We start from the raw sequence: 19,861 nt of genomic DNA, 5'->3' as shown, positions 1-19,861 counted from the left end.
CTGGCTGGCAGCGGATGGCAGTCGGCGCACCCGTCAGTTAGCTGCGCCGGCGGTTTCCGGTGGTCCGGTACACATCGAACACGCCGTCGATGCGCCGCACGGCGCTGAGGACGTGGCTGAGGTACTTGGGATCGCCCATTTCGAAGGCGAACTTCGAGATGGCCACCCGGTCTGTCGAGGTGTGCACACTGGCGGCCAGGATATTCACGTGGTTTTCGGAGAGGATGCGGGTGACGTCGGAGAGCAACGACTTCCGGTCCAGCGCCTCCACCTGGATCTCCACGAGGAAAACGCTGGACTGGGTTGGCGCCCATTCCACCTCCACGATCCGGTCGGGCTGGTCTTTCAGGTCCGAAACATTCGTGCAGTCTGTGCGGTGAACCGAAACGCCGGAGCCCCTGGTCACGAACCCCAGGATGGGATCCGGGGGTACCGGCGTGCAGCAACGGGCAAGCTTGACCCACACGTCGCCCACACCCCTGACAATCACGCCGGAGTCGGAGTACTTCGTCTTGCTGACCTGCGTGGGGATGCTGACCTCTGTCAGGTCATCCTCCGGGCCCTCGTTGCCGCCAAGGGTCTCAACCAGCCGTTCCATCACGGACTGGGCCGACGTGTGCCCGTCACCCACGCCGGCGTAAAGCCCGGAGATGTCCACGTACTTGAAGTGCTCGGCCACTTCGGCAAGGGCGTCATGGGTCATCAGCCGCTGCAGGGGAAGGTTCTGCTTGCGCATTGCCTTGGTCAGGAGTTCCTTGCCGCGGTCAATGGCCTCTTCGCGGCGCTCCTTGCTGAACCACTGCCTGATCTTGTTGCGGGCGCGGGCGCTCTTAACAAAATGCTGCCAGTCCTGGCTGGGGCCGGCGCCTTCAGCCTTGGAGGTGAAGATTTCCACCCAGTCGCCATGGTTGAGTTCGCTGTTCAGCGGGACCAGCTTGCCATTGACCCTGGCGCCGATGGTCCGGTGGCCTACTTCAGTGTGGACGGCGTAGGCGAAGTCCACGGGGGTCGATCCGGCCGGCAGGGCCATGACCTCGCCCTTGGGCGTAAACACAAAAACTTCACGGGCGTTGATTTCGAACCGCAGCGAGTCCAGGAATTCGCCGGGATCGGACGTTTCCTGCTGCCAGTCAACGAGGGACCGCAGCCAGCCCATGTCACCATCGCGGGGACTCCCGGGGCCGGCGGCCGTCCTGTTCGGCTGGTCCTTGTACTTCCAGTGCGCCGCGACACCGTACTCGGCGCGGCGGTGCATCTCATGGGTGCGGATCTGGATCTCCACCGGTTTGCCGCCCGGCCCGATGACGGTGGTGTGCAGGGACTGGTACATGTTGAACTTGGGCATCGCGATGTAGTCCTTGAACCGCCCCGGGAGCGGGTTCCAGCGCGAATGCAGCGTGCCGAGGGCTGCGTAACAGTCACGGACGGAGTCCACCAGCACCCGGACGCCCATGAGGTCGTTGATGTCGTCGAAGTCCTTGTCGCGGACAATCATCTTCTGGTAGATCGAGTAATAGTGTTTGGGCCGGCCCGTGATGGTGGCCTTGATCTTCGCAGTCCGGAGATCTTCGGTGATCTGGTTCCGGATGACGCTCAGGCTCTTCTCACGCTCCGGGGTCCGGTCCCCCACCATCCGCACGATTTCCTCGTACACCTTCGGGTACAGCGCTGCGAAGGACAGGTCTTCGAGTTCCCACTTGATGGTGTTCATGCCGAGCCGGTGTGCCAGCGGCGCGAAAATCTCCAGTGTCTCACGGGCTTTACGGGCCGAGGACTCCGCCGAAACAAAGCGCCAGGTGCGGGCATTATGCAGCCGGTCGGCGAGTTTGATCATGAGCACCCGGATGTCCTTGGCCATCGCCACGACCATCTTGCGGACCGTTTCGGACTGCGCGGCTTCGCCGAAGCTCACCTTGTCCAGCTTTGTGACGCCGTCAACGAGCATGGCCACCTCGGGACCGAAGTCCCTCTTGAGGTCTGCCAGGGTGTACGGCGTATCTTCAACGGTGTCATGCAGGAGGGCGGCTGCCAGCGTCGTGCCGCTCAGACCCAGTTCCGCCAGGATGGTGGCAACTGCGACTGGATGCGTGATGTACGGATCGCCGCTCTTGCGCTTCTGCCCCCGGTGGCTCTGTTCCGCCACAACGAAGGCACGCTGGATGAGGTCGAAGTCCTCTTTGGGATTGTTCGCCCTGACGGTGCGGAGCAACGGTTCGAGTATGGGTGAATATGTCGCCGCGCCACGGCCGGTCAGCCGGGCGAGCCTGGACCTGGTGCGTTCGCGGCGTCCTGGAAAGGTTGGCCGTAACCCGGAGCTATCAACCGGCACACCTGCGTCGGGGCGCCCGGATGCTACCAGACCGGTCTGCGGACCCTGGCCCGGACCTTCACCACCGTCGGCCGTTGGCGCCGACGTCGAACGTTCTTCCAATGAAGCACCCCTCACGACCCGTTAATTATCCCAGTCTATTCCCGCGGCAGCGCACTTCCGTAACCGGAACGCAGATGCGAAGGGCCGGACCCCGTCACGAATGACGGAGCCCGGCCCTTCAGGCGCGGACGGCTCAGGTTGTTGCAGTCTCCGGCGCAGCCGTGTCCTTCGCAGCCGCTTCCCTGGCAGCCGACTCGGCCCGGCGGCGTTCCACACGCTCAGCCTGCTTCACCAGCTGCGGTTCGCCCTGGCGCAGCCAGGCATACAGCGGGGCCGCGATGAAAATGGTCGCCGCAGTGCCGATCAGGATGCCGACGAAGAGGGCCAGCGAAAGATCGCGCAGGGTACCGGCGCCCAGGAGGCCGGCGCCAATGAAGAGGATGGCACCCACAGGAAGGATGGCCACCATCATCGTGTTGATCGACCGGACCAGCGTCTGGTTGACTGCGAGGTTGACCTCCTCCGCAAAGGTACGCCGGCTGGAGGCGTCGATGTCCGACGTGTTCTCACGGATTTTATCGAAGACCACCACCGTGTCGTACAGCGAGTAGCTGAGCACCGTCAGGAATCCGATGATGGCGGACGGTGTGACTTCGAAGTCACTGAGTGCGTAAACGCCGGCAGTGACGAACATCGTCACGAGCATGCCCACGAGCGCCGAAAGTGACATCTTCCAGGTGCGGAAGTAGAGCGCCATCAGCACGGCCGCTATGACAACGAAGATCACCAGGCCCAGGAGGGCCTGCTTGGTGACGTCAGCACCCCAGGTGGGGCCAACGAAAGTGGATGTCACTTCGTTGTCCGTAACACCGTAAGCGGTGGTCAGCCCTTCCTTGATCCGGAGGGTTTCGTCATCGGTGAGCTTGTCCGTCTGGATCCGCATCGTGTTGCCCGCAACGTTGGCCACGCGTGGAATGCTGCCCTCCACCACATCCTGGACGGCCTTCTCACCGAGGGACGCATCCGTGGTCTTCACGTTGGAGACGGTGAATTCCGAACCGCCCCGGAACTCGATGCCCAGGTTGAATCCGCCCTTGGCCACCGGGAGCAGGATGGAAAGCGCCACGGCGACGGCCGCAATCAGGAACCAGATCTTCTTGGCGCCGACAAAGTTGTACGAGCGCTTGCCCGTGTAGAGCTCATTGCCGAACGTGGCAAAATTCGTAGTCATTTACTTGCCCTCCTTGGTCGTGCTCTTGGAGGAACCGGCAAGCTGCTCCTGCTTTTCCGCGAGGCGGCGTTCTGCAATGGTCATCCGGCGCTCCGCCTCGGCGGCCGCTCCGGTGTTCTTGGCGCGCACCACGGCCGGCTTGTCCTCCGGCGTGCGGAGCCTGCCTGCGCCACGGTAGAGCGGCACTGCGCCCAGGCGCTTCGGGTCAAGTCCGGAGAACTTGTGGCCCTCGCCGAAGAACTTGGTGCGGGCAAGGAGCTGCAGGGTCGGGTGGGTGAACATGAAGACGACGATGAGGTCGGCGATGGCCGTCAGGCCCAGGGTGAACGCAAAACCGCGTACGTTGCCCACGGCCACGAAGTAGAGGACCAGCGCTGCCAGCAGGTTCACGGCCTTCGACGCCAGGACCGTGCGCTTGGCCCGCTTCCAGCCGTTTTCAACGGCGGAGACCAGGCCCCGGCCCTCGCGCAGTTCGTCCCGGATTCGTTCGAAGTAGACGATGAAGGAGTCGGCTGTCTGGCCGATGGCCACGATGAGGCCGGCAACACCGGCAAGGGACAGCCGGTAATTTTCAGTCCAGCCCAGGATGGCAATAGCCAGGTAAGTCAGCGCTCCGGCAACCACGAGGGAGAAGATGGTGACGAATCCCAGCGCACGGTACTGGAAGAGCGAGTAGACCACCACCAGCAGCAATCCGATCACGCCTGCGAGCAGACCCATCCGGAGCTGCTCACCGCCCAGGGTTGCCGAAATCTGCTGCTCGCTCTGGATGTCGAAGCTGATGGGGAGTGCACCGAACCGGAGCTGATCGGAGAGAGCCTTCGCAGAGTCCTCCGTGAATCCGCCCGTGATCTGGGGACGGCCGTCGGTGATCACGGCGAGGGAACGCGGGGCGGAGATGACCTGGTCATCGAGGACGATTGCGAACTGGGCCTTGGGGTCGTTGCCGGATTCGCCGCCGGCAGCCACGAAGAACTGGTACAGGCGTTCGGTGACTTCCTTGAACTTGGCGGTGCCTGCCTCATCAAACTGGATGTTCACTGCCCACTCGTTGGTGACAGCACCCTGTGCACCCTGCTGCAGCTGGAAGGAAGAAGACTTGATGTTTGAGCCCTTTACTTCCACCGGGCCCAGGATGTACTTGATGGCCGGGGACTTCGCCGTCGCGGGCTCACAGGTGACGAGGGGCTTGGCGGGGTCCGAGCGCTCCTGCTTGTCCTGCGAGGGGTTGTCGCAGTCCAGGGTCTCGAACTTCTTGTACACGTCTGCCGTGACCCAGTTGACGTCGCTGCTGTTGGTCGGTGCGGCGGTCGGCTTGGGCAGCTTGTCTTCGGGCGTCTGGGATTCCGCGGGCACTGCGGCACCGGGACCGGCCTGGAGTACGGGCCGGAAGTTCATGTCGGCCGAGGCTTGGATGAGCGCGCGGGTCTCCTTGGAAGGCGTACCCGGAAGGCTGACCACCACATTGCGGCCGGACTGCGTGCTGATTTCAGCTTCCGCCACGCCGGAGCCGTCGACGCGCTGGCGAATGATCGCAACGGCCTGGTTGAGCTGATCCTCGTTGATATCCGAACCGCCCTCCACCTTGGGCGCCAGGATCATCTGGGTTCCGCCTTCAAGGTCAAGTGCAAGCTTTGGTGCCCAGCTGGCCTGGCCGGAGATGGAGCCGCCGGCGAGCACGGCAGTCATGACGGCGAGAATAACGCCGAGCCAGACCAGCACCCTGAGTGCTGAGTTTTTGGGGCCAGTACGTGCCATTGTCGATCTTTCTATTGTTTACGGAGGAGCCGCCGGGGTGAGCGGGGCTCACACACCGGCGGCAGCCCGCGGCCGTCGTTGGTTCTACTTAGCGGGACTTGGCGGAAACGCCAGACTAGCTGTCTTTCTTGCCTTCGTCGTTGAGACGCTTCAGCGATTCTTCCGGCGTCTCGTTTACAGTCTCGGCGCGGTTGACAGCGTCGGCGCGGTCGGCGTCGTGCCCGGTAAGGGAGGAGGCGTCGTCCGGAACAACGGTGGGCTCGGCGGCGGCTGCAACCGGCTCAACGATCTTGGTCACTGCCTGGCGGTGCACCGTGGCCAGGTTTCCCGGGGAAAGTTCGATCACAACCTTGTTTTCGGCCTCATCGATGGAGACGATGCGCCCGAACAGGCCGAAGCTCGTCATGACCTCGACGCCCGGCGCGAACTGGGACTGGAGCGTTGCCTGCTGCTGCTGGGTCTTCTTGTTGCGGCGGAACATCATGAAGATGAAGAGTCCGAGCATCACGAAGAGCAGGATGGTCATGATGTCGATGCCGCCGCCGGCCTGCGGCTGGGTCTGGGCAGTAATGTGTCCGAACACAGGAAGTTTCCGTTCTGTACTTGCGTAGCTGATTTACAGCAACGTCGGCTTCGTTTCGGCCCACCCGGCAGAAAACCATGCCCAGCCAACGGCGGCCGGAGCCGCCCACAGAAACAAAGACCCGAACGTGCCGAGCGTCATCCCAGTCTAAAGGGAAAGTCAGCCGGACGCTGCTATTGCCCGTTGGGCAGCCACTCCGCCACGGGCTCGACGGCCAGGTCGTCCACCTCGAACAGGGCCAGTGTCTCCTGGCCGAACACGCCTTCCGGAACGGCGTAGCCAAGGTGCGTCCAGGCCGGAGCCATGGCGATCCGCCCGCGCGGCGTCCGTCCCAGCAGGCCCTCGCGGACAAGATAGGGCTCAGCAACGGTTTCCACCGTTTCCGGTTCCTCCCCTACCGCGATGGCCAGCGTGGACAGCCCTACGGGGCCGCCGCCGAATTTGGTTATCAGGGCTTCCAGGACGGAGCGGTCCAGCCGGTCCAGGCCCCTTTTGTCCACTTCGTACATGTCCAGTGCGGCCGACGCTGCCCGGGCATCAATTTGTTCGATCCCGTGGACCAGTGCCCAGTCGCGGACGCGTCGAAGAAGGCGGTTGGCTATGCGGGGCGTGCCCCGGGACCGGCCCGCGATCTCGCTGAAGCCCGCCGAATTGACCTTGAGGTCCAGCAGCCCGGCTGAACGCCTCAGGACAAGCTCCAGTTCCTCCACGGAGTAGAACTCCAAGTGCCCTGTGAAGCCGAACCTGTCCCGCAGCGGTCCCGGAAGGAGCCCGGCGCGGGTGGTGGCGCCCACGAGGGTAAACGGAGGCAGCTCGAGGGGAATCGCGGTGGCGCCTGCGCCTTTGCCCACCACGATGTCCACCCGGAAATCCTCCATGGCCATGTACAGCATTTCCTCGGCAGGACGGGACATCCGGTGGATCTCGTCCAGGAAGAGGACTTCCCCCTCCGACAGTGAGGAAAGGATGGCGGCAAGGTCGCCGGCGTGCTGGATGGCCGGACCACTGCTGATCCGCAGCGGAGCATTCATCTCTGCGGCGATGATCATGGACAGGGTGGTCTTGCCGAGGCCGGGCGGGCCGGAGAGCAGGACGTGGTCGGCACTTCGTCCGCGCATCCGCGACGCTTCCAGAACCAGCGACAGCTGCTTGCGGACTCGGTGCTGGCCCACAAAGTCGTGCAGGTTCTTGGGACGAAGGGCCGCCTCGATGACCCTTTCCTCGGGCTCCTCTCCCCCGCCCACCAGGGACGAATCAGCCACGGCTGCCTACCCTGTTGCCGGCGCGCGCGCCGTCCTGGCCCAGCCAGCGCAGGGTGGCCCGCAGGATTTCAGCCACCTGGCCGCCGGCTTCAAGTTCCGGGGAATCAGAAAGCGCTTTGTCGATGCTGGACGTGGCATCCTTTTCGGACCAGCCGAGACTCGTCATCGCCGCCACCACCTGCGGCTTCCAGGGGGCCGGCGCAGCTGCTGCCGGCGCAGCCGCCGTGCCTGTACCGTGCGGCACCAGTTTCCCTGCCAGCTCCAGGACTATCCTGCCGGCGACTTTGGGGCCGATCCCGGGGACTTTCGTGAACGCCTTGCCGTCCCCGGTGTGCGCGGCCACGCGTATTGCCTCGGGATCATGGACGGCAAGCACGGCCAGGGCAAGGCGCGGCCCGACGCCGCTCACGCTGAGCAGGATATCGAAGACCTCCCGCTCGTCGTCGCTGGAGAACCCGAACAGAGTCAGTGAATCCTCACGCACAATGAGGGACGTGAAGAGCTTGCCCTCTTCGCCGATGCGCAGCCCGCTGAGGGTCTGGGGCGTGGCGTTGACGCTCATGCCGGCGCCGTTGAGGTCGATCACGGCGGAGGACAACCCGACGTGCGCTACGGTTCCGCGGAGAAAACTGATCAAGGCCGGGCTCCTGGTCTACAGCAAAAAATGCAGCCGGCGCGAAACCGGCTATCCGAATATATCTACGAATACCCTAGCAAGGGGGCCGGACAATCACCGTGCACGGCGCGCCTTGGCTTCCGCTTCGGCCCAGGCCCGCTGGGCCGGCGTCAGCGACTGGCTGCCCGGTCCGGTGGTGGCTATCGCAGCCCCGCTGCCGGCCCGCCAGGCGTGGGTAATGGCCAGCGCCAGCGCGTCGGCGGCGTCCGCCGGGCGGGGCGGGGCATCCAGCCGGAGTATCTTGGTGACGAGCTTAGTGACTGCGTCCTTATTGGACGTTCCGCTGCCGGTGACGGCCGCCTTGACTTCGGACGGCGTATGCAGCGCAACGGGGATACCGCGCCGGGCCGCGGCGGCAATCACGACGCCGGACGCCTGCGCAACCCCCATCACCGTGCTGACATTGAGCTGGGAGAATACCCGCTCCACGGCGAGGACGTGGGGTTCGTAGCGGTCCAGCCAGTCGTCGATGGACGTGGCGATGAGGAGCAGCCTCTGGTCCAGGCTCTCATCCGGCGACGTCCCCACCACACCGACGGCCACCATGGTGGCACGCCGGTTCTTCTCGACGTCCACCACGCCAATGCCGCAACGGGTGAGGCCCGGGTCGACTCCCAATACTCGGAGGGTCAAGGCCGGGCCTCAGTTTCACAGCAGGGCTGCGGGATCACTCGGCTTCCAGTGCGGCCTGCACTTCGTCGCTGAGGTCGGCATTGCTGTAGACGTTTTGCACGTCGTCGAGCTCTTCCAGTGCGTCCACGAGCTTCATGAACTTCTTGGCGGCGTCGAGGTCCAGCGGTACTTCCATGGACGGGACGAACTCGGCTTCGTCGGTGTCGTAGTCGATCCCGGCCTCCTTGAGCGCATCGCGGATGCCCTGGAGATCCTTCGGATCCGAGTGGATCTCGAAAGTTTCGCCGTTGTCCTTGACTTCTTCGGCGCCGGCGTCCAGGACGGCCATCAGGACGTCGTCCTCGCTGAGGCCGTTCTTGGGCAGCGTGACCACGCCCTTGCGGGAGAACAGGTAGCTGACGGAGCCGGGATCGGCGATGGTGCCGCCGTTGCGGGAGATAGCGAGGCGGACTTCGGAGGCAGCACGGTTCTTGTTGTCCGTGAGGCACTCGATCAGCAGCGCCGAACCCTGCGGGCCGCGGCATTCGTACATGATCTCGGTGTAGTCCACCACTTCACCGGTGAGGCCGGCGCCGCGCTTGATGGCGCGGTCGATGTTGTCCGCGGGCACGGAGGTCTTCTTTGCCTTCGTGACGGCGAGTTCCAGGCTGGGGTTGCCCGCGAGGTCCGGGCCGCCCATCCTGGCAGCGACTTCGATGTTCTTGATCAGCTTGGCGAACGACTTTGCCCGGCGGCTATCAAGGATGGCCTTCTTATGCTTGGTCGTCGCCCATTTGGAGTGGCCTGACATGCTTTACGCTTCTCCTCTGATCATTCGAATAAACAGTTGATGCACGCGCTTCTCCCCCGTCACTTCCGGGTGGAAGGAGGTGGCCAGCAGGTGGCCTGAACGCACTGCAACAATTCTAGCCGTCCCCTGCAGGGCGGCCGCATGCGAAGCATGCGCCGGGTCCGCGGGCTCCACCTGGGCCAGGACCTCTACGCCCGGGCCTACCCGCTCCACCCAGGGGCCGCGGATGAAGACCGCGTGCACCGGGGCAACGCCGGAACCGGTGTCACTGAAGCCCAGCCCTTGGAACTCAAGATCGGTTTCGAAGGATTCCCGCTGCCGGCCGAATGCGTTGCGGCGGACGGTGATGTCCAGTCCGCCGAACGTCTGCTGCGGGTTCCCTGCCAGGTCGGTGGCGGGATCCGCAATTTCGTCGGCGAGCAGGATCATGCCGGCGCAGGAGCCGTAGACGGGAAGGCCTTCGGCGATAAGCTTCCGCAAAGGGTCGGCAAGGTCAAAGGCGCGTGCGAGCTTGTCGATGGCGGTGGACTCGCCGCCGGGGATGATCAGGCCGTCGATGCCGTCCAGCTCGGACGGGCGCCGGATTCCGATGCCCGTGGCGCCGGTCGCCTCTGCGGCGCGCAGGTGCTCCCGGAAGTCACCCTGAAGGGCCAGGACGCCGATTCGCAGGCCTGCACCCGCGCGGGAATAGTCCGTGGAAGGGGGGTTGGTCATCCAATCAGCATAGTCGTCCCCGCGGCCCGGGACGTGCCGGGACGGGCCGGCCGGCCCGGTTCCATGCCGCGACTGGGATATATTACTGAGCATGCTTTACATCAGCGTTCCGCTCGGTAAGCTCGTCCGCCGGGTCTCCCGGCTCAGGGGCGGAGGCTCTGCCCTCCCCGGCCTCGTGGTGGAGAAAATCGACCCGGGTTTCATGCAGCGGACACTGTCCACCCTGCCTCTGGGCGTCGCCGTTGTCAGCGGAACGAACGGCAAGACCACCACCACCAAAATGGTGGTGGAACTGTTGGAAAGCCAGGGGCTGAAGGTCTTTACGAACCGCACCGGAAGCAACTTCACCCGCGGTGTGGCCGCGGCTTTGCTGGGCGACGTCGACTGGCGGGGCCGGCTGAAGGCGGACATCGCCGTGCTCGAGCTGGATGAGGCGCACGCCGTCCACTTCGTCAACAGGGTACCGCCGCGCTACAGCCTGCTGCTCAACGTCCTCCGCGACCAGCTGGACCGGTTCGGCGAGATCGACAAGACCGCCCAGCTCCTGCAGCACATCGCGTCAAAGACCACCGGGACAGTGGTCCTGAACCGCGAGGACCCGCGCGTTGCCCGGATCGCGGAGACCTTGAACGGACCGGAGGTCCGCTACTTCGGCCTCGACGATTCCCTGCTGAGCACGTTCCCGAACGACGACGACCTGCGCGCCGGGCCCGGAAGCCCGGTGCCGGCGGCCCCCGCAAAGCCGCACGCCGACGTCGTGCTTCGCCGGGTGGGTACGGACGACGCCGATTTTGAGTACGACGGCGCCGCGGTCACCACCGGGATGAAGCTCCGTGGGGTCTACAACATCTTCAACGCTGCGGCGGCACTGGTCCTGGCCCGCTGCATCGCCGGAAACGGCGCCACTCCGACGGACAATGAGGGCCTGCTCAAGGCCCTGTCACAGGTTGCGCCCGCCTTCGGCCGTGGTGAGAGCCTGGTGGTTGACGGATTGCCCCTGGACCTGGTGCTGGTCAAGAACCCCAGCGGTTTCCGCCTGGGTTTGAAGTCCTTCCCCGCTGGCGGTTACGCCACGATGGTGGCGATCAACGACAACTATGCCGATGGCCGCGACATGTCCTGGCTGTGGGACGTGGAATTCGATTCGCTGCGTGAAGGCGGCGTGGACCAGCTGACCGGTTCCCGGGCCTACGACATGGCCCTGCGGCTGCAATATGACGACGTTGCCATCGGTGCCGTCAACCCCGAGATCGCGCCCGCCCTCGCGGCCTTTATCCAAGGCGCGAAAGGCAAACCCAAACGCATCTTCTGCACGTACACGGCAATGCTGGCCATCCGCCGCGAACTCTCCAAAATCACTACCGTGGAGGTGGTCTCATGAGCAAGGGAACCATCCGTGTCCTGCAGCTGTACCCGCGCGACATGAACATCTACGGCGACTGGGGCAACGCTCTGGTGCTCCAGCAGCGCCTCCGCTGGCACGGCTACACACCGGAACTCCTCGAGTACAACGTCGGCGACGAGTTCCCCGCCGGCGTCGACCTGATAGTGGGCGGAGGCGGTCAGGACAGCGGCCAGCTGGTCATCCAGGACGACCTGCTCTCCCGTGAATCGACGCTCAAGGAACTGGCAGAAGCAGGTACGCCCATGCTGCTGATCTGCGGGATGTACCAGCTCTTCGGAAAGTTCTTCAAGACCCGCACGGGATCGGTCATTCCCGGCATCGGCGTGCTGGATGTGGAAACGCATGGCACCGACGAACGCCTGATCGGTAACGTTACGGTGTCATCTCCCGAGTTCGGCGACATCCTCGGTTACGAAAACCACAGCGGACAGACAACGCTCGGCCCCGGCGTGCAGCCACTTGGCAGCACTGCCAAGGGCACCGGAAACAACAGCAAGGACGGCCAGGAAGGGGCACGCTACCGGAACATCGTGGCCAGCTACCTCCATGGATCCCTCCTGCCGAAGAATCCTGCCGTTGCCGACTTCCTGATCCGCACCGCCGTCGAACGCAAATACGGCAGCTTCACACCGGGTGCGCCGGATGACCACTACGCCGTGCTGGCGCGCGAACACGCGTCACGGCGGCCGCGCTAGGACCCGGCCGGTTTAGCCCGCCTGCCTTTCCGGGGGGAATGCCGGTGACGCTGTGTGACCGGCAGGAACCCGGGCCATGGGAAACTGGACCCATGGACACCGCAGCCGCCAGCTTCCCGGAACACCTCCGCGACCCGTCCCGCCCGCGCGATCCTGGGGATGCCTGGGTCGAAGGCGCACTGGGCAGGTTCTGGGGCCGATTCGGGTCTGCAGGCCTCCTGGTGCAGGATCCGGCCAAAGGCATCCTGCTGCAGCACCGTGCCACGTGGAGCCACCATGGCGGCACCTGGGGCCTGCCCGGCGGCGCGCTGCACCAGGGCGAAGACGCCATTACGGGCGCCCTGCGCGAAGCCCACGAGGAAGCGGCCGTCCCGCCAGACAACGTCCGCGTCCTCTTCACGTCCGTGTTCGACGTCGGGTACTGGTCCTACACCACCGTGGCGGTGCGTGTCGTTGAATCCTTCGAACCGGCCATCAACGATCCGGAGAGCATCGAGCTGAAGTGGGTCCCGGCCGGTTCCATTGAAGACCGGGAACTCCACCCGGCGTTTGCCACCGCCTGGCCGGAGCTCTGGCGCCGGCTGTCCCGGCACCACCACTGAATTCCCGGACTGATTTCTCTGAAGGCGTAGCTCTCTCTGGAGTAGGGCCGCCGGCACAGCCGTTGACATAGGTAGGCACCATGTCAGGAGGCACACCATGGCGGCAACCAGCAGCGGAGTCAACGGAACCCCGGCCACCGAAGACCCGCTGGATTCGTATTCCGCAACTGTCATCCGCGTCGCGGAAACCGTCACCCCGCACGTTGCCGCCGTCGAAATGACCGGCACGGGACGCAACGGCAGATACCGCTCGGGCGCGGGCTCGGCCGTCCTGTTCACCTCCGACGGCTACCTTGTGACCAACGCGCATGTGGTGGGCTCTGCAGGAAAGGGCCATGCGGTGTTTTCCGACGGCACCAGGACTGCTGTGGAAGTGGTGGGCGCAGATCCGCTGTCCGACCTCGCTGTGGTCCACGGCAAAGCACCCATGGTCCGGCCAGCCGAATTCGGCGACGCCGAACTCCTCAAGGTCGGGCAGTTGGTAATCGCCGTCGGTAATCCGCTGGGACTCTCGGGCTCCGTTACCGCTGGAGTGGTCAGCGGCCTGGGCCGCTCCATCCCGGTATGGTCCGGCCGCAACCGCCGCGTGATCGAGGACGTCATCCAGACCGACGCCGCTCTCAACCCCGGCAACTCCGGAGGAGCCCTGGCGGACGCACGGGGCAGGATCGTGGGCATCAACACTGCGGTCGCCGGAGCGGGACTGGGTTTGGCGGTTCCCATCAACGCCACCTCGCGCCGGATTATCGCCTCGCTCCTCTCCGACGGACGGGTCCGGCGGGCCTACCTGGGGCTTGTGAACACACCCGTGCAGCTTCCGGTCAGCTCGGTGGTCCGAACCGGCCACCGGGAGGGCCTACTGGTGGTGGAAGTGCTTCCGGGATCTCCTGCGGAGCGGGCGGGTCTCCGCGCCGGGGACGTGCTGTTGAGTGTGGGGCGGAAGTCCGTTTCCAATGCAGAGAGCCTGCAGAAACTGCTTTTCTCAGAGGCCATCGGAGCACCGTTGGACATTTCGGCGCTCCGCGACGGCACCGAACTCCACGTAGTGGCCGTGCCGGAGGAAATGAGTGCGCCGTAACATTCCGGAGGGCCGGGGCGCGGAACGATGCCGAACGGCCGAAATGGCGCCAATTTCACACAAATCCGACAGAGGCAGCTGATGACACTGTCCCGCGACGAGGATACCGCAATCCCGCCTGTAATAAACCCCTGAGCCTATTCTGATCCGGGTCACACCGCTATCGTTGTTAGTGGACATCCCCCCGGTTCACAGCGACGTGGCGGACGGGCGATGTTCCGGCTTTACAGCCGGGTTGCCGGACCACTGTTCCTGGACCCGGGTTATTGGGGTATTGGGGTAGGCACCGGGGGGTGCCCTCATATCGATACCGTGCACCGACGCCAGTTATGCGCAGCGCGGTGCGCGGGGGTTTCCCGAAAGCGGCAGGACTCTGCGTTGCCGCGATGAATCGAGTCGCCAAAAATGGGGCGCAAGCCGATTCACGGAACGTATCGCCGCATAAATTTGGGGCCACAAACCGCAGGCAAACATTCGAACAGGAATCTTGAGTCCGGCACTGTCCACAGCGGGCGCACCGGAAGTCATGCGATTCACCACCGAGATTCCGCCTGCCCGGATGAGCCTGCGGGCAACCATCAGGAATTAACCACAAGTTAGGACGATCTCATGAAGAGGTCAATGGGATTACTCGCATCCACCCTGCTGGCCGCGGGACTCGGTATTGGCGGAACGGCAATGGCTGCCGGACCTGCCGCAGCGGATACGGGACTGCAGTCCGTCACGATTTCCGCTGAGAACTACCAGAGTTACACGGACCACAAGAGGGACGACGACAAGCGCGACTGGCGTCACGACCGCAGGTGGTGTGAGAGGAACGGCTACTGGCACCACCACAGGGGTGACAGGGACCATCGGGGTGGCTGGCACTTCCACAGCTACTGCGACGACGACCACCGTGGCCGCCACTAGGCGCCAGCGGTCGCCTGAGCGGCCGGTCTGACCGACCGGTCTGAGGCGGCACGGGAGGGCACCGCATCACAGCGGTGCCCCTTCCTTGGAGCGCCACACCCTTCCCGTTCCGGCGATCGGATGCCAGAGTCAGTCCATGAATACCTGGGACCCACAGGCTGCAGGCGTCGTCAGATTCCCCTCCGGCAGGCTCGTCCGCGCGCGGGCGTTGCGTCACCCGCTACCGCCGGGTGCCCGCCCCGACTTCGCCGTGTATCTGCTCGGCAGGCGCCCGGCTCAAGCGGGATGGGAGCAACGGTGGGTGCGTTGGCCGGATTTCTGGCTTCCGGTCAACGAAACAGAGGCCCTGGATGCGTTGCGGGAAGCATGGCTGCGAGCGGAGGCGGAGCGGGTTGAAATCGCCTGCCAGGGCGGTCGCGGCAGGACCGGCACTGCCCTCGCCTGCCTCGCCGTTATGGATGGCATCCCGCCCGGGCGGGCGGTGTCGTTCGTTCGGGAGCAGTACGGGCGGGCGGTGGAGGCACCCTGGCAGCATTGGTTTGTCAGGCATGTTGCCCGCAAGATTAAGTGAACCACTGTCCCGCGAGCCATTGCCGGCCGCCTGAGGTTCGCGAACTCACAGGTGCCTCCGCGCCAAGCGGGCATCTGGCGCCGTCCTTATCGTTCGGCGGAAATGATCAATTCCCGGGCACCCGCCGCGGCGGCTCCCATGGATTCCACAACCGTCCGGGTCCTTAACCGCGTGGCAGCGTCCGCTTCGGCACCGGCGCATGGTCCCTGCGGCGCATCGGCAGCCACGGAACACCAGCGGTAGGGCTCGCGGACGATCACCGAGGGCGCCCAGGCCAGGTCCGCCGCCTGCCATTTTCCGGCTGCGTCCTGGCTGAACTGCGCCCGCACCAGCAGGCCCTCGTTGTTCACCACATACCAGGGGGACAGTTCGGTGACGCCGTTGCCCAGACCGTAAACGATCCACGTCCCCTTGTAGTTTTCAATGGGCAGCACAGAGTGTGTGTGGTGGCCGTAAATCATGGTGAACTCGCCGCTGTCCACCAGGGCATGGGCAGTATCCTGTTGCTGGGCGTTCGGGGCGCTGGCGTATTCGTCACCGGCGTGCATGACTCCAAGCACGATGTCCGCACCCAGCGCCCGGGCCTTCTTCGCCTTGGCAATCATTGCGGGCGCATCCAGCATGTCCACCTGCCAGTCATACTCGGGGTACTGCCCGTTCAGCCCGTAGGCGGCTTCGATCACGGCAACCTTGGCGCCCCCGGTCGGTAGGATCAGGATGCCCCGCGACTCCGCCTCCGTCCGGTACGAGCCGGTGTGCTTCAGGCCGGCAGCGTCAAGGGCATCGAGCGTGCGGACGAGGCCGGCTGTTCCGCGGTCAATGGTGTGGTTGCTGGCTGTGGTGCAGGCCTGGTAGCCAACGTTCTTGGACGCTGCGACAATCTGCGGCGGCACGTTGAACGACGGATAGGCTGAGAAGGGGCCTTCCGGCCCCGCGACCGGCGTCTCCTGGTGGCAGATGGCGAGGTCGCTCTGCTCGATGTATGCCCGCTGGCCTTCGAGCAGGGGGCTGAAGTCCAGCCCGGGTTTTCCGAGGGCTGCCGCATCGGCACGGGCCTGGTCCCACAACTGGGCATGCACCAGCATGTCCCCTGTAACCAGCACCGACGTGCACCGGAGCGCGGCGCAGGCCGGGCCCTTGCCCGGCGTCGGCACCGGAGACTGGGCCGGCACCTCCGGCACAGCTGACGACGGCGGCGCGGCGCCCGCCGTCGTGCTTGCCGAAGCCGGCCGCTGGCCGGCACCCTGTTCGGCCATGACGCCGCACGACGCCAGGCTCAGCAGCACGGCGGCAGCAGCCAATGCCGCGGCCACCCGTCCCGCGGTTGATTTTCGATAGCATCCCTGCGGCACCCCCATGGGCGCCATCCTATGGCGGACGATCCCGGAAACCCGAATAATCACCGTTGAGAACCGCCCGGTTACATGAAAGGGTTGCTTCATGACCAACCCCCTCCTGAGTCCCAGCCCGTTGCCGTTCGGGCTCCCCCCGTTTGCCGAGATCGAAGAGTCCCACTATTCCGAGGCTGTCCGGGCCGGCCTGGCCGGACACCTGGCGGAGATCCAGGGCATTGCGGACAACACCGAACCTGCAACCTTCGAAAACACGGCGCTGGCCATGGAGCGTTCCGGGCAGCTCCTCCAGCGCGCCGCCGCGTCATTTTACACCTTGGTCTCGGCCCATGCCTCGGACGGCATCCGCGCCCTGGAAACAGAGCTGTCTCCGGAGTTCTCCGCCCATCAGGACGCCATCTACATGAACCGGGGGCTGTTTGACCGGTTCGCCGCCGTGGACGTCACCGGGCTCGACGAAGAATCCGCCAGGCTCGTGGAGGAGTACCTCAAGGAGTTCCGCCAGTCGGGCATCCAGCTCGATGACGCCGGTCAGGAACGGCTCAGGAAGGTGAACGCAGAGCTGTCCCGGCTCGGCACTGAATTTGGTCAGCGCACCAAGGAGGACATGAAGACCTCTGCCCTGCTCCTCGACGACGCCGCTGAACTGGCCGGGTTGCCGGCAGACGACGTCGCCAGCGCCGCAGAAGCAGCCCGCACGGCCGGGCACGACGGGAAATACCTGCTCGCGCTCATCCAGCCCAGCAACCAGCCTGCCATGGCGTCCTTGGAGAACCGCGACGTCCGGCGCCGCCTCTACCAGGCGTCCATCAGCCGGGGAAGCAGCGGGGGCAGTCTCGATGTCCTGGAGCTGGTGAAGTCCATGGTTGCGCTCCGCGCCGAGAAGGCCCGCCTGCTGGGGTTCGCCAACTACGCCGAGCTCACCGTGGACCGTCAGACTGCACCCGATTTCGGAGCTGTGCAGACCATGATGAACCGGCTGGCGCCCGCCGCGGTCCGGAACGCCGACGCCGAGGCGGCCGCCCTGGCAGAGGTGGCAGGCCACCCCCTGGAGGCTTGGGACTGGGCCTACTATTCCGCGAAGGTGCGGCGCGAGCGGTACAGCGTGGATGAGCAGGCGTTACGCCCCTACTTCGAACTGGACCGGGTACTGCGCGACGGCGTCTTCTTCGCCGCCACATCCCTGTACGGGGTCACCTTCCACGAACGCACCGACCTCCAGGGCTACCACCCCGACGTCCGGGTCTGGGAAGTCCGAAACGAGGACGGATCAGAGCTGGGCCTGTTCCTGGGCGACTACTACTCGCGTGAATCCAAACGCGGCGGCGCCTGGATGAACTCGCTGGTGGACCAGTCCGCGCTGCTGGGCACACGGCCGGTAGTGATTAACAACCTGAACATTTCCAAGCCTCCGGCCGGGGAGCCCACGCTGCTGACCCTGGACGAACTCCGGACCGCGTTCCACGAGTTCGGGCATGCCCTGCACGGACTCTTTTCCCGCGTGACCTACCCGCGGTTCTCCGGCACCGCCGTTCCGAGGGACTTCGTGGAGTACCCGTCCCAGGTCAACGAAATGTGGATCATGTGGCCCGAAGTGCTGGCCAACTATGCCCGCCACCACGTCACCGGCGAGCCCCTGGCCCAGGACATCGTGGACAGGCTCAACGAGTCGCAGCTGTGGGGCGAAGGGTTCGGCACCACGGAATACCTGGGCGCTGCGCTCCTGGACCTTGCCTGGCATGTCCTCGACGAATCCGGGGTCCCGGCGGATGTCCTGGCGTTCGAAGCCAAGGCCCTGGCGGCGGCGGGTGTTGCGCACCACCTGATACCGCCGCGGTACCGCACCGGCTACTTCCAGCACATCTTCGCCGGGGACGGCTACGCTGCAGGCTATTACTCGTACATCTGGAGCGAGGTGCTCGATGCGGACACCGTGGAATGGTTCAAGGAAAACGGCGGACTCAGCCGGGCCAACGGCGACTTCTTCCGGAACGAACTGCTGTCACGCGGCAACAGCCGCGAACCGCTGGATTCGTTCCGGGCCTTCCGCGGCCGCGACGCCCGGCTGGAGCCGCTGCTGAAGCGCCGCGGGCTGGAGTAATTTGCCCCTCCCCTCCCCAACTGACTCGCACTTAACGTCGTGAAAAGCGCGTTTCGGGACGTTAAGTGCGAGTCAGTTGGGTTAACAAACGACGCCGGCCGGTCACCTGGAAAAGGTGACCGGCCGGCGTCGTACTGCCTGTGGAGCTGTTACCAGCCGCGCTCGGCGAGGCGGTGGGGCTGCGGGATCTCGTCCACGTTGATGCCCACCATGGCTTCGCCCAGGCCGCGGGAGGCCTTGGCGATCACGTCAGGGTCATCGAAGAAGGTGGTGGCCTTCACGACGGCGGCGGCGCGCTGGGCCGGGTTGCCGGACTTGAAGATGCCGGAGCCGACGAACACACCGTCAGCGCCGAGCTGCATCATCATCGCGGCGTCGGCCGGGGTGGCGATGCCGCCCGCGGTGAACAGGACCACGGGGAGCTTGCCGGCGGCAGCGACTTCCTTGACGAGTTCGTAGGGGGCCTGCAGTTCCTTGGCGGCGACGTAGAGCTCGTCCTCGGGCAGGGCCGCGAGCTTGGCGATCTCGGAACGGATCTGGCGCATGTGGCCGGTGGCGTTGGAGACGTCCCCGGTGCCGGCCTCGCCCTTGGATCGGATCATGGCCGCGCCCTCGTTGATGCGGCGCAGGGCCTCACCGAGGTTGGTGGCGCCACAGACGAAGGGAACCTTGAAGTTCCACTTGTCGATGTGGTTGACGTAATCGGCCGGGGTCAGGACCTCGGACTCGTCGATGTAGTCCACGCCGAGGGACTGCAGGACCTGGGCTTCGACGAAGTGGCCGATCCGGGCCTTGGCCATGACGGGCACGGAAACGGCTTCGATGATCTTGTCGATCATGTCCGGATCGGACATGCGGGACACGCCGCCCTGGGCCCGGATATCGGCCGGAACGCGTTCCAGCGCCATCACGGCCACGGCACCGGCGTCTTCGGCGATGCGGGCCTGTTCGACGTTGACGACGTCCATGATGACGCCGCCCTTGAGCATCTCGGCCATGCCGCGCTTGACGCGGTTGCTGCCCGTGACGCTGTTGGCGGACGAGCCGGCTTCGCTGCTTACATCAGGTGTAGACACAAAAACCCCTATGGGTAGCTAGATGTTACGTAGATCCGGTCTCTCGGTCCC

Annotated in this window: 18 protein-coding genes; 7 read left to right on the top strand and 11 right to left on the bottom strand. The window is 65.1% G+C overall.

Going from position 1 to position 19,861, the window contains the following annotated elements; genetic code table 11:
* Positions 1–37: 37 nt before the first annotated feature.
* From ACFVWT_RS06495 to pdxT, 9 genes are all read right to left on the bottom strand, one after another.
* Positions 38–2,431, bottom strand: a complete 2,394-nt coding sequence (locus ACFVWT_RS06495; protein ID WP_390246267.1) for a RelA/SpoT family protein — start codon at positions 2,429–2,431, stop codon at positions 38–40.
* 133 nt (positions 2,432–2,564) lie between these two features.
* Positions 2,565–3,602 carry a protein translocase subunit SecF gene (gene secF, locus ACFVWT_RS06490; protein ID WP_390246265.1) on the bottom strand — a complete coding sequence of 346 codons (1,038 nt, stop codon included), beginning with the start codon at positions 3,600–3,602 and terminating at the stop codon, positions 2,565–2,567.
* Positions 3,603–5,360, bottom strand: a complete 1,758-nt coding sequence (secD, locus tag ACFVWT_RS06485; protein ID WP_390246263.1) for a protein translocase subunit SecD — start codon at positions 5,358–5,360, stop codon at positions 3,603–3,605.
* 115 nt (positions 5,361–5,475) lie between these two features.
* Complete coding sequence (yajC, locus tag ACFVWT_RS06480) at positions 5,476–5,886, bottom strand: preprotein translocase subunit YajC (RefSeq protein WP_390247103.1); 411 nt, start codon at positions 5,884–5,886, stop codon at positions 5,476–5,478.
* Positions 5,887–6,116: 230 nt separating this feature from the next.
* Entirely contained in the window at positions 6,117–7,205 is a 1,089-nt protein-coding gene (ruvB, locus tag ACFVWT_RS06475; protein ID WP_390246261.1) for a Holliday junction branch migration DNA helicase RuvB, read from the bottom strand.
* On the bottom strand, positions 7,198–7,842 hold the full coding sequence (gene ruvA, locus ACFVWT_RS06470) for a Holliday junction branch migration protein RuvA (protein ID WP_390246259.1): 645 nt from the start codon (positions 7,840–7,842) through the stop codon (positions 7,198–7,200). Before ruvA ends, ruvB begins: the two co-directional genes overlap by 8 nt.
* 93 nt (positions 7,843–7,935) lie before the next feature.
* Positions 7,936–8,514, bottom strand: a complete 579-nt coding sequence (gene ruvC / locus ACFVWT_RS06465) for a crossover junction endodeoxyribonuclease RuvC (protein ID WP_011692147.1) — start codon at positions 8,512–8,514, stop codon at positions 7,936–7,938.
* A gap of 34 nt (positions 8,515–8,548) precedes the next feature.
* Entirely contained in the window at positions 8,549–9,304 is a 756-nt protein-coding gene (locus tag ACFVWT_RS06460; protein ID WP_390246256.1) for a YebC/PmpR family DNA-binding transcriptional regulator, read from the bottom strand.
* A 3-nt stretch (positions 9,305–9,307) separates the two neighbouring features.
* Positions 9,308–10,018 carry a pyridoxal 5'-phosphate synthase glutaminase subunit PdxT gene (gene pdxT / locus ACFVWT_RS06455; protein WP_390246254.1) on the bottom strand — a complete coding sequence of 237 codons (711 nt, stop codon included), beginning with the start codon at positions 10,016–10,018 and terminating at the stop codon, positions 9,308–9,310.
* 91 nt (positions 10,019–10,109) lie between these two features.
* Between pdxT and ACFVWT_RS06450 the strand changes: the two genes are divergently transcribed.
* From ACFVWT_RS06450 to ACFVWT_RS06425, 6 genes are all read left to right on the top strand, one after another.
* Positions 10,110–11,399, top strand: coding sequence for a MurT ligase domain-containing protein (locus ACFVWT_RS06450; RefSeq protein ID WP_390246252.1), 1,290 nt, complete (start codon positions 10,110–10,112; stop codon positions 11,397–11,399).
* Positions 11,396–12,118, top strand: coding sequence for a type 1 glutamine amidotransferase (locus ACFVWT_RS06445; protein ID WP_390246250.1), 723 nt, complete (start codon positions 11,396–11,398; stop codon positions 12,116–12,118). The genes ACFVWT_RS06450 and ACFVWT_RS06445 overlap by 4 nt, the downstream gene beginning before the upstream one ends.
* A gap of 92 nt (positions 12,119–12,210) precedes the next feature.
* On the top strand, positions 12,211–12,720 hold the full coding sequence (locus ACFVWT_RS06440) for an NUDIX domain-containing protein (protein ID WP_390246248.1): 510 nt from the start codon (positions 12,211–12,213) through the stop codon (positions 12,718–12,720).
* A gap of 97 nt (positions 12,721–12,817) precedes the next feature.
* Positions 12,818–13,798 (top strand): S1C family serine protease, encoded by a 981-nt coding sequence (locus ACFVWT_RS06435; RefSeq protein ID WP_390246246.1) that lies wholly within the window; start codon positions 12,818–12,820, stop codon positions 13,796–13,798.
* A gap of 621 nt (positions 13,799–14,419) precedes the next feature.
* A complete protein-coding gene (locus ACFVWT_RS06430) occupies positions 14,420–14,710 on the top strand; it encodes a hypothetical protein (protein WP_390246244.1) in 291 nt (96 codons plus the stop codon).
* A 136-nt stretch (positions 14,711–14,846) separates the two neighbouring features.
* Positions 14,847–15,281, top strand: coding sequence for a protein phosphatase (locus ACFVWT_RS06425; RefSeq protein WP_390246242.1), 435 nt, complete (start codon positions 14,847–14,849; stop codon positions 15,279–15,281).
* Between the two features lie 86 nt (positions 15,282–15,367).
* Here ACFVWT_RS06425 and ACFVWT_RS06420 read toward each other — a convergent pair whose 3' ends face one another.
* Positions 15,368–16,639 carry a CapA family protein gene (locus ACFVWT_RS06420; RefSeq protein ID WP_390246240.1) on the bottom strand — a complete coding sequence of 424 codons (1,272 nt, stop codon included), beginning with the start codon at positions 16,637–16,639 and terminating at the stop codon, positions 15,368–15,370.
* An 82-nt stretch (positions 16,640–16,721) separates the two neighbouring features.
* Between ACFVWT_RS06420 and ACFVWT_RS06415 the strand changes: the two genes are divergently transcribed.
* A complete protein-coding gene (locus ACFVWT_RS06415; protein ID WP_390246238.1) occupies positions 16,722–18,734 on the top strand; it encodes a M3 family metallopeptidase in 2,013 nt (670 codons plus the stop codon).
* A gap of 149 nt (positions 18,735–18,883) precedes the next feature.
* On the opposite strand, the gene pdxS is transcribed toward ACFVWT_RS06415, so the two are convergent.
* Complete coding sequence (gene pdxS / locus ACFVWT_RS06410; RefSeq protein WP_011692158.1) at positions 18,884–19,810, bottom strand: pyridoxal 5'-phosphate synthase lyase subunit PdxS; 927 nt, start codon at positions 19,808–19,810, stop codon at positions 18,884–18,886.
* Positions 19,811–19,861: the final 51 nt, after the last annotated feature.

This window comes from Arthrobacter sp. NPDC058288 (genome assembly GCF_042880995.1).
Lineage (GTDB): Bacteria > Actinomycetota > Actinomycetes > Actinomycetales > Micrococcaceae > Arthrobacter.
This window is presented reverse-complemented; position numbering and strand designations above follow the sequence as displayed.